This is a genomic window from Streptomyces endophytica, from assembly GCF_026153355.1.
Taxonomy (GTDB): Bacteria; Actinomycetota; Actinomycetes; order Streptomycetales; family Streptomycetaceae; genus Streptomyces; species Streptomyces endophytica.
In genome coordinates this window covers 6,313,519-6,323,535 of record NZ_CP110636.1, presented here as the reverse complement: position 1 = coordinate 6,323,535, position 10,017 = coordinate 6,313,519, and the positions used below count along the sequence as shown (strand labels likewise).

Genomic DNA, 10,017 nt, shown 5'->3' with positions numbered 1-10,017 from the left:
TCAGGGAAGTGGTGGCCGCGACCACCCCAACAGCAGCCGCGGCAGGATCTGCTTGAGGGCATAGCGGGTCTGGACAGTCTCGTAGCCCATGACCGTGACGCCACCCGCAGTCACGAACAGCACATAGACACCGAAGGTGATCTTCAGCATGGCTGCCCACAGCCGTTTGACGTCGGCGTGCTTCGTGACGTCTGGCGTCGCCAGCAGCGTGTCGGCGAGGAACTCGCGGACCGGCTTCATCACCTGCTCGATCAGGAGGCCGAGGAACGAGGTGATCGCGTCCACGATCATCCCGGGGAAGTCGGTGAGTGCATCCCAGCCCGAGGAGGTGTCTTTGACGCACTTCTTCCCCATCGCTTCACACGCCGGCGGCGTCGGACCTGGCGCCGGCTCCGGGGACGCTGGGCGCGAAGGCTTCGGAGAAGGCTTTGAGGATGGCCGTCCCGGTGCGGGCGTTGGCCCAGGGACAGGATCCGGCCTGGGCGAACCCGTCGTCTGCCGCTGCGGGGCGGAGGGGCCGGGCGCAGGACGTGGCTCGGGCCGTGGCGGATCCGGAGCGGCGGGTGCATGGGGCGCCGCGTACGCGTAGGCGGGTGAGACCGACATCGGAAACACAACGAAGGCGGCCACGACGAGGAGTAGAGCGGCGCGTGCGAGGCGCCTGCCAGGGTTCACTTCCCACCGCCATCGGTACCCGCTCCGACGATGCTCTGCAGCACCGTGACCAGGACCGGGGCGAGGATCGCCAGGCCGTAGCCGATGGCCGCGGCTTTCAGGGCCCGCTTTGCGCCCTCGACCTCGCCCGGGTCACCCCCGGCCATCAGGTAGCGCAGCCCGCCGAAGGTGAGAAACAACGTGGCGAGGCCGGAGAGAAGGCCGACGATCCAGTTCCGCAGGTTCTTGATCACGGTCGGGATGTCTGCGACCGCCCATACCCGCGGTGGGCTTACCAGCAGGACGCAGCAGACGAATGCAGTGACGACGAGGAGCCGTACCATCCAACGGCCTACCAGCCAGATCTGCCATCGGTGCGACCGACGAAGTCTTGCGAGCATGACGGACGCACCTCCAGTAGGCCCAGCACATGTGGGCAGAGACGAACGCAAGGGACCGAGGCGGCTCGGTGGGCCACATCGGCAAAGCAGTGCGCGGTGTGGGGTGAACACGGATCCGATGCCCGGGGCCGACCTCCTTCAGGAGCGGCAACGGGAACACGGTGCTCGGGTGTCAGCACGAGACGGTGCGTCCACCCCACACGCGGTGGCCTGGGAGCAAACCGCGCGCCCTGGGCCAGGGCATCGGCACCCAGGCGCGTGGTGCGCACCCGGGTGCCGCGTACCCCTAATAGAGACTTACGACCAGGAAATTGACATCCACGGCGGAAGTTGGCGATCTACGGCACTGGCCCTACTGCTCACGCATCTGGTGACAGATGTGGACGGCCAACTGCTGCTCGGCGGCAGCACGCCGACGGTACAGCTGACGCACACTCACCCGCGCTCGACGGCCAGACACTCCATCGACTCGCCTCCCAGCCGCGTCCGAGCGATCAACTGCGCCTCGGCGAGGTCTACGACGCGGGCCCGCACGGCGCGGGCCAGTACCGCGTACTCGTCTCTCTCCTCGCCAACCTCGGCTCCATGACCGGCGACGTGACAGCCGGCGCGATCCGCGCGATGGGAAGGACCAGCGAGGCGGCCGAGGTGAGCAGCGTCCTGACCGGTCTCGCGTTCGGCGCGGCGGCGCGCGGCATACGCCAGCCGGTGGACGGCCCGGTCGGCGGCCGCGAACAACTCCCTGGCGGCGTCCACCGCGTTGGCGTCCACAGATGGCAGAGCACTGGCGACGGCGGCGAGAGCCTCCTGCTCGACTTCAGCGCGCTCCAGGTGGGCCGGGTAGGCAAGACGGGCCAGCATCCGGCGCAGAACCGGAACGGTCATTGCGACGGCCACGGTGTCCCAGGGCTCGCCCAGGCGCTGAGCGCGGCGGATCACCTCCCCCCAGGTCCGCTCGCGCAGCGCCGTGGAGGTGGCAGCGTGAGCGAGCCGAGTACGGACCTGGTCGACCGGCAGCACGTCCTCCTCAGGCTCCTCACAGATCAGGTGCGCGGGCAGCGTGAGCGGTTGGGGTGCAGTGGCCAGGGCGAGGAAGGACTCCTCCAGCACCTGCAGCGGCGAGGCGAGCGGACGCGCACAAGCGAAACGGTGGCTGGCGGAGCGGGGGTGTGGCGCATGTGCATCTCCTTGCGGGAGTGGCGAACAACCTTCGCCGCAAGCCCTCTCACCGCCTCGCGCCACGAACGGACCAGTCGCGGACCAGCCACATGCGCCAACCGAACCACTGGCTCAGTATGTGCGACGACCAACCCCCGGTCTGCCTGCGGTGACCAGCACTGCTCCCGTAGGAGTACCGCCAGAATCGAACACAAAGAATTTTCGACCCGTCCTCACTGAAGCCACCGCGCACTTCCGGGGTGGCTCGGCACTGGCTCGCAGGTGGCTCGCCACTGGGCCACCAATCGCCTGACCTGGACAAACCGGAGAGTTACCCTCCCCGAGCTCCCGTCATGGGCGACACCCCTGCTGGTGGACTCCCGCTTCGAACGCCTCTCTTGGCGACGTCAGAATCGCCCGCACGCGTCCCTATTACTTCACGTCAGCACCAGACGGTTTGGACCCGCTCCCGGGCGCCACTCGTCCATGTCTTCCACTCACCGCCGTGCTCAAGGCACCGCCCGTCGTCGCCACACCGCTCGCCCCCTGCCGACCACGGTCTGGCTCCCCGCCCCCGACCAGCCGGACACCGTGCCTGCACCCGGCGCCGTGCTGCCCAACTGGGCAATTGAGCAGATCCGCACCGAGTTCACTCACCACCCGGACCAGCCGCCCGCCGCCCTGCTCAAAATCTCCATCCCGGACACCGGACCGGGCATGGATGCCCGCGCCAACCTGGTCACCTATGGCAACGGGGCACCGAGCAGGATGACCATGCTGCTTGCCGAGTTCCACCCCGACGTCCTCCCCGCTCGCACCGACAACCTCACCGGCGGGGCCGCCAGCGAGATGCCCGGAGCCATGGAAGAGGGCTGGTCCGGCTTCTTCCACCGAGCGCACCGTCTCCTGCCTTCCGACGGAGTGCTGCTGCTGGCAACCCGCCAGCACCGGGACGACAACGTAGGCCTCACCGACCCGCTCGGCTCGCTCATCGCCTGCGCACGCACCGCCGGCTTCCGCTACCTGCAGCACATCATCGTCGCCCACACCCACCCCGCCGGAGACCAACTTGTGGCCGCCCCTCCCAGCGACGCCAGCCCGGGAGTCACCCACAGCGACCTGATCGTCCTTACCGCGATCCACCACGCCTGAGCCCCCGAGGAGTCACCGTGCCCCATTCCGACTCGGTGTGGAACACCGCCCCAACGTCCGCCCCCGCCCAACGCAAGGACCGCTACGTCCCCGGCTCGGCAGCCCACCCCGCCAAGATGCACCCCGGCATCGCCGCCCACGCCATCGCCACGTACACCAAGCCTGGCGACCTGGTCCTCGACCCGATGTGCGGCATCGGCACCACCCTCGTCGAAGCCCTCCACCTCGGCCGCAACGCCATCGGCATCGAGTACGAACCGAAGTGGGCCAACCTCGCCTCACGCAACGCCACCTTCGCCAGCGACGCAGAAGGTAAGTGCACTAGCACCGTCCGCTGTGCCGACGCCCGCAGACTCACCGAGGTCATCCCCACCACACTGCACGGTGAGGTGAATCTCGTGGTCACCTCACCGCCCTACGGGCCCAGCGTCCACGGGCAAGTCCGCTCCACCAGAGAGACCGGCGAACGCGGCGTGGTGAAGAAGGACTTCCGCTACAGCCACGATCCCGCCAACCTTGCCCACGTCCCCACCGCCCACCTCCTCGACGCCTTCACCGAAATCCTCGTCCAATGCCGCACCATGCTGCGTCCCGGCGGTAAGGCTGTCGTCACCACCCGCCCATGGCGGGAGCGCGGCGAACTCATCGACCTGCCCTCCGCTGTCATCGCCGCCGGCAAAGCCGCCGGCCTCACCCCCACCGAACGGTGCGTCGCCCTCCTTGCCGGCATCCGCAACGGCCGCCTCGTCACCCGCCCCTCGTTCTTCCAGATGAAGAACGTTCGCGACGCCCGCCGACGAGGCATCCCTCTCTCCGTCGTCCAGCACGAGGATGTTCTGATCTTCACCCGGTCAGGGGGATGCCTCCGCAAGCCGCCCTCCACGAACAGCAACGGGCCGACGCCTGCGCCGGCCTTCCGCTCCCGAACCTGCACCCAGCGGTGTCGGCATGGGTGTCAGTGACCCTCCCGTCAGCGGCGCCCTCCGCACCACCGCCGGCCTGAACGTTGGTGGCCGGCATGTGCGGGGGACCGCGTTGCCTGGTGCGCTCAGACTGATCGGCTTGCCAGTGCCGTATCGGCCCGGAACCGGCCCCGGACCCCACACGCAGCGGACCTCCGAGGGGTCGAACCCATCGACGTGCTCACCACGGGACTCCCGTGCCCGCCATTCGGCGCGAGCACGTCCCTAGCCCAGCTATGCCGGGACGCTCATCTAGGAGTGCACCGATGACCCTCCCGACCGAGTCTCATCACGCCGCTCGCGATAACGGTCTCGATGGCATTGCAGAGAAGGAATACCCGCGCACCGCTTCCTCTGACTGTGCGCACCGCAGTGGCCAGCCGGACACCCAAGGTCAAACAGAATCGCCAACGGGAGAAGACGTGCCACGCGCGGGCCAGGTGGGATGTGGTGGCGGCCAGGGCGCGGTGGACGAGCTACCTCCCCGCACGTCCGTTGATGCGCACCGACAGGTCATCACCGTGAGCTGGACACCGCGCACCTTCGGCCCGACAACACGCATGCGATTGGCGTCAATTCTTTTTGCGAACCCCGAAAGAGAATGTGCGGCGCCAAATGAGGAAATTGAAGGATAGTGGCTCTCTTCATTTCCTCTAATAGGGTGTGGCTGCGTGGTTCGTCCCGCCGGTAATAGTGGGTTGGGGATTTCTGCACCCAGGAGAACGATATGCATCGACGTACTGTGGCTCGTGCCAGCCAGTGCACCGATGGGCTTGTCCGGGTTGCTGTTTACCTACGAGTCTCTACAGTCAAACAGCTCAAAGGGTATGGCCTCGAAGTCCAGCTGGATGAGTGCAAAGCGTGGCTCGACTACAAGATCGGGAAGGGGAAGTATGTAATTGAGGTGTACACGGATGGCGGCGTATCGGGAAAGCTGACTCAACGGCACGACCTGAACGCCCTCAACTCCGATATCTCGGCAGGACGCTTCGATCTCGTCGTGGTCGGGAAACTCGACCGTATCGGGCGGACGATGAAGGACATCCACCGCTGGGTCTATGACACCACCGACCAGGACGTACGCGTCGCCACCGCCGACGGCCGTATCGACAGCGACGATGAGATGTTCGGCATCCAACTCAGCCTCCTCGCTTACATGGCCGAACTCGAACATGCGATGATCCTCGATCGCACCATGGGCGGCCGCGAGAAGAAGCTGTCGGCTGGAGGCTGGCCGGGAGGCATGCTCCCGTTCTGGCTCGAACCCGCGGGCAAAGGATCGAAGGAGCCGCCGACGCTCCGCGAAGAAGGTGTGCGACTGCTGGAGGCGGCGGCACGCCTCATCGCGGACGAACGCCGCAGTGCTGAACAGGCGGCAAGGGGCCTCAACGCGCTCGGTTTCACCACGGCGCGCGGTCTCCCGTGGGCCGGCGCCAATCTGATCCGCACTTTTGGTCAGACAGCACTCGATGGCTACATCATCTACCGCAACACCGAGCATCCCCGAGGCAGCGCAGTCCGGCGTGGGCCCGATGGCCAGCCGTTCTACGGAGAAACCGTTCGCATCCCCGTCCCTGTTCCATTGCCGGCCGAACGAGTCGAGCAGGTACGCAGCGCCCTTACGTGCCGCTCTTTCCGCAAGACCACGGAAAAGGGATACCTCCTGACCCACCGGGTCCACGGGCGGTGCGGACACCACTATGTGGGCACGTACCGCGAGACTCGCGATCGAGCCACCTATCGCTGTACCGGTCACCGCGCCACGAACCCGTGCAGCTGCCAAGAGATCTTGGCCGGACCGCTCGAAGACGCGGTATGGGCGGAGATCACGAAGATTCTCGGAGACCAGGAGAAACTCAAGGGGCTCGCCGAAGAATGGCTGGGAGACGTCCCGAACAGGGTCGAGGCGTATCGTGAGCGCATCGCGGATTTGGATTCCCAGATCGAAGAGAAACCGTCGCATGCGCAAGAAGAAGCTCGTCGCACTCGCAGCTGTGGTGGCTGCCGATGAAGGCGACGACACCGCAACGGAAGCGGACCTCCAAGCGGCCATCGCGGAGGTGAAGGAGGAGATCAGGGAGAAGGAGCAGCACCTCCGTGTGATGCGCGACGACACCGTGGAGTGGCTCCTTGAGGCTCAGCAGCAGGAAGACCGAGCGAAGGAAGTCCTGGAACTCGCTCTGAAGATGCGCCCGCAGCTGGACAACCTGCCGCTCGACAAGAAGGACGAGCTCCTCGATCTCCTCGATGTCCGAGTGGAGGTGACCAGCGATGTCCCCGGCAACCTTCGTAACAAGGGGTGCCCCTTCGAAGCCTGGTTCAGCGACAACCAACGCCTCGTTCCCCCGCCGCTCACCGACGAGCAGTGGTCGCACATCGAAATCCACTTCCCGCGGCCGAAGAAGCAGTCGAGAGTTGTTCCACCGCGCGTCGCCTTCGAGGCTTCGCTGCACAAGGTTCGACACGGCTTGCCGTGGACGGACCTGCCGGAGAGCATCACCCAGGGGCAGCGCCCGCAGGCCATCTATCAACGTGCCCTGGCGTACCTCAAGATGGGGGCATGGGAGAAGGCGGTAGACGCACTGGGCGACTATGCGGGTACTCCTGTCCCCCCGCTCTACAAGCTGCCGGATCTCCACATCACGGGCACCTTCGACCCGCGCCTGTGCACCCCGCCGGAGCCTCTTGGGAAGGAATTCGACACCACAGGAGTGGGCCGCCAGACGACACGCGGCGGCACAGCCGCACGTTTTTCAAGCTCTTCACCGCCTACCCGGGCGTCTTCTACAGCGACGACGGGCAGATCCTGCGCGCCATGCAGCGCTGCGCCGACAACGGCGGGCTGGTGATGATGCACGCCGAGAACGGCATCGCCATCGACGTACTGGCCGAACAGGCGCTGGCCGCCGGCCGGACCGACCCGCGCTACCACGGCGAGGTCCGGCACGTCCTGCTGGAGGCCGAGGCCACCCACCGCACCATCCAGCTCGCCCGGGTCGCCGGCGCCCGCTCTACGTCGTCCACGTCTCCGCCGAGGAGGCCGTCGCCGAGATCACCCAGGCCCGCGACAAGGGGCTGAACGTCTTCGGCGAGACCTGTCCGCAGTACCTGTTCCTGTCCACCGACAACCTCGCCGAGCCGGACTTCGAGGGCGCCAAGTACGTCTGCTCCACGCCGCTGCGGCCGCGCGAGCACCAGGCGGCGCTCTGGCGGGGCCTGCGTACCAACGACCTCCAGGTGGTCTCCACCGACCACTGCCCGTTCTGCTTCAAGGGCCAGAAGGAACTCGGCCGCGGCGACTTCACCAAGATCCCCAACGGTATGCCGGGCATCGAGAACCGGATGGACCTCCTCCACCAGGGCGTCGTCGAGGGCCGGATCAGCCGCCGCCGCTGGATCGAGATCGCCTGCGCCACCCCGGCCAGGATGTTCGGCCTCTACCCGAAGAAGGGCACCATCGCCCCCGGTGCCGACGCCGACCTCGTCATCTACGACCCCGCGGCCGAGCAGACGGTCTCCGCCCGGACCCACCACATGAACGTCGACTACTCGGCCTACGAGGGCAAACAGCTCACCGGACGGGTCGAGACGGTCCTCTCGCGCGGCGAACTCGTCATCGACCGCCGGGAGTTCACCGGACACGCGGGACACGGCCAGTACATCCCGCGTGGCACGTGCCAGTACCTCATCTAAGGAGCGCCGCCGTGGACTTCGGAGTTGTCCTGCAGGCCGACCCGCCCTCCTCCGCCGTCGTGTCCCTGATGCGGCGCGCCGAGCGCAACGGCTTCCGCTACGGCTGGACCTTCGACTCGGTCGTCCTGTGGCAGGAACCGTTCGTGCTCTACAGCCGGATCCTGGAACACACCGACCGGCTGATCGTCGGCCCGATGGTCACCAACCCCTCGACCCGTGCCCCCGAGGTCACCGCCTCCACCTTCGCCACCCTCAACGAGATGTACGGCAACCGCACCGTCTGCGGCATCGGGCGCGGCGACTCCGCGATGCGGGTGGCCGGCCGGCGGCCCAACACGCTGGCCCGGCTGGGGGAATCGATCGGCATCATCCGCGACCTGGCCGAGGGCCGCGAGGCGGACCTGGGCGGCGGCCACCTCGTCCGCATCCCGTGGATCCGGGGCGGCCGCCTCCCGGTGTGGATGGCCGCGTACGGCCCGAAGGCCCTGGCCATGGCGGGCCGGCTGGCCGACGGCTTCATCCTCCAGCTCGCCGACCCCTTCCTCACCGAGTGGATGATCAAGGCGGTGCGCCAGGCCGCGGTGGACGCCGGCCGCGACCCGGCCGCCGTTACGATCTGCGTCGCCGCCCCCGCCTACGTGGGCGAGGACCTCGACCACGCCCGCGAGCAGTGCCGCTGGTTCGGCGGCATGGTCGGCAACCACGTCGCCGACCTCGTCGCCCGCTACGGCGAGCACTCCGGCATGGTCCCCGACGAACTGACCGACTACATCAAGGCCCGCACGGGCTACGACTACGCCCACCACGGCCGCGCCGACAACCCCGACACCGCCTTCGTCCCCGACACCATCGTCGACCGCTTCTGCCTCCTCGGCCCGCCCGCCGCCCACCGCGACAAGCTCCGGGCACTCAAGGCCCTGGGCGTCGACCAGTTCGCCGTCTACGCCATGCACGACGCCAAGGAAGCCACCCTCGACGCCTACGGGACGGACATCATCCCGGCGCTCACCGAGTCGTAACGGCGTGCCTCAGGGCACCCGTGCCCGCCACTGCACCGAGCTGGACTTCCCCTCGGCCGACTCCCGCGCCCCGGCCAGCTCCTGCCGTCGTCGCTTCCGCCGCCGCCCTACTCCGCCGGCTCCGCCAGCCCCGCCAGCAACCTGGGCAGCGCCGTTCCGATCGGCTCACGGATGACCTCGTCCGCGAGCGGGTCGTACGGCGTCGGCTCGGCGTTGACGATGATCAGGCGCGCCCCGTGCTCCGCCGCGACCCCGGCGAGCGAGGCCGCCGGCTGGACCTGGAGCGTGGTCCCGACGGCGATGAACACCTCGGCGGCCTTGGCCACGCCCAGCGCCGTGCCCAGCACCTGCGGATCCAGCCGCTCGCCGAACATCACCGTCGCCGACTTCAGGATCCCGCCGCACACCAGACAGTCCGGATCGGGCTCACCGGCCGTCACCCGCGCCAGCGCGTCCGCCATCGAGGACCGCGCATGACACCGCGTACACGTCACCGCCCGCACCGTGCCGTGCAGCTCCAGCACCTTGCGCTCGGGTACGCCCGCGAGCTGGTGCAGGCCGTCCACGTTCTGTGTGATCACCCGCACCGGCGTCCCCGACCGTTCGAGACGGGCCACCGCCTCGTGCGCCGCATTCGGCTTCGCCCGGAACGCCGGACTCTCCCGCCGCATCTGCCACGACCGCCGTCGGATCTCCGGATCGCCCATGTACGCGTCGTACGTCACGAGCTTCTCGGCCTCCGGATTCCGCCGCCAGAGCCCGTTCGGCCCCCGGTAGTCCGGAATCCCCGAATCCGTGGAAATCCCCGCCCCGCTCAAGATCCCGACCAGCACCCGCCGCCCCCGGCCCCCGCCCCCTGCACCACCACTGCTCATGGGCCGAGGGTACGCAGGGGGCCGCCCGTCGGCGAGGGAATTGAGGGTGGGGCGGGGGTGTTCCGTGCGCGGGCATGGGGGAGAGAGTGGGCGGGGTACGGAT

Annotated in this window: 9 protein-coding genes and 1 pseudogene; 6 read left to right on the top strand and 4 right to left on the bottom strand. The window is 68.0% G+C overall.

Features of this window, described 5'->3' with window-relative positions; genetic code table 11:
- The 3 genes from OJ254_RS28245 to OJ254_RS28235 form a co-directional block, all read right to left on the bottom strand.
- Complete coding sequence (locus OJ254_RS28245) at positions 1-354, bottom strand: hypothetical protein (RefSeq protein ID WP_265364629.1); 354 nt, start codon at positions 352-354, stop codon at positions 1-3.
- A gap of 317 nt (positions 355-671) precedes the next feature.
- Positions 672-998 (bottom strand): pilin, encoded by a 327-nt coding sequence (locus tag OJ254_RS28240; RefSeq protein WP_265365344.1) that lies wholly within the window; start codon positions 996-998, stop codon positions 672-674.
- A 492-nt stretch (positions 999-1,490) separates the two neighbouring features.
- Positions 1,491-2,165: a hypothetical protein gene (locus OJ254_RS28235; protein WP_265364628.1), complete on the bottom strand. Its 675-nt coding sequence runs from the start codon at positions 2,163-2,165 to the stop codon at positions 1,491-1,493.
- A 639-nt stretch (positions 2,166-2,804) separates the two neighbouring features.
- On the opposite strand from OJ254_RS28235, the gene OJ254_RS28230 reads away from it, so the two are divergent.
- From OJ254_RS28230 to OJ254_RS28205, 6 genes and pseudogenes are all read left to right on the top strand, one after another.
- Positions 2,805-3,365, top strand: a complete 561-nt coding sequence (locus OJ254_RS28230; protein WP_265364627.1) for a hypothetical protein — start codon at positions 2,805-2,807, stop codon at positions 3,363-3,365.
- Between the two features lie 17 nt (positions 3,366-3,382).
- Positions 3,383-4,327, top strand: a complete 945-nt coding sequence (locus tag OJ254_RS28225) for a TRM11 family SAM-dependent methyltransferase (protein ID WP_265364626.1) — start codon at positions 3,383-3,385, stop codon at positions 4,325-4,327.
- Between the two features lie 727 nt (positions 4,328-5,054).
- Entirely contained in the window at positions 5,055-6,338 is a 1,284-nt protein-coding gene (locus OJ254_RS28220) for a recombinase family protein (protein WP_265364625.1), read from the top strand.
- Positions 6,289-7,176, top strand: coding sequence for a transposase (locus OJ254_RS28215; RefSeq protein WP_341483745.1), 888 nt, complete (start codon positions 6,289-6,291; stop codon positions 7,174-7,176). Before OJ254_RS28220 ends, OJ254_RS28215 begins: the two co-directional genes overlap by 50 nt.
- Positions 7,074-8,020 (top strand): annotated as a pseudogene (locus OJ254_RS28210) (amidohydrolase family protein); the annotation flags it as partial. The gene OJ254_RS28215 and the pseudogene OJ254_RS28210, both read left to right, overlap by 103 nt.
- 11 nt (positions 8,021-8,031) lie before the next feature.
- Positions 8,032-9,039: a TIGR03842 family LLM class F420-dependent oxidoreductase gene (locus OJ254_RS28205; protein WP_265364624.1), complete on the top strand. Its 1,008-nt coding sequence runs from the start codon at positions 8,032-8,034 to the stop codon at positions 9,037-9,039.
- 107 nt (positions 9,040-9,146) lie between these two features.
- Here OJ254_RS28205 and OJ254_RS28200 read toward each other — a convergent pair whose 3' ends face one another.
- Positions 9,147-9,914: an SIR2 family NAD-dependent protein deacylase gene (locus OJ254_RS28200; RefSeq protein WP_265364623.1), complete on the bottom strand. Its 768-nt coding sequence runs from the start codon at positions 9,912-9,914 to the stop codon at positions 9,147-9,149.
- Positions 9,915-10,017: the final 103 nt, after the last annotated feature.

Excerpts from the sequence above, each read along its gene's own strand:
- OJ254_RS28245 (WP_265364629.1), bottom strand. The coding sequence starts at position 354 with ATGGGGAAGAAGTGCGTCAAAGACACCTCCTCGGGCTGGGATGCACTC.
- OJ254_RS28240 (WP_265365344.1), bottom strand. The coding sequence starts at position 998 with ATGGTACGGCTCCTCGTCGTCACTGCATTCGTCTGCTGCGTCCTGCTG.
- OJ254_RS28220 (WP_265364625.1), top strand. The coding sequence starts at position 5,055 with ATGCATCGACGTACTGTGGCTCGTGCCAGCCAGTGCACCGATGGGCTT.
- OJ254_RS28215 (WP_341483745.1), top strand. The coding sequence starts at position 6,289 with ATGCGCAAGAAGAAGCTCGTCGCACTCGCAGCTGTGGTGGCTGCCGAT.
- OJ254_RS28200 (WP_265364623.1), bottom strand. The coding sequence starts at position 9,914 with ATGAGCAGTGGTGGTGCAGGGGGCGGGGGCCGGGGGCGGCGGGTGCTG.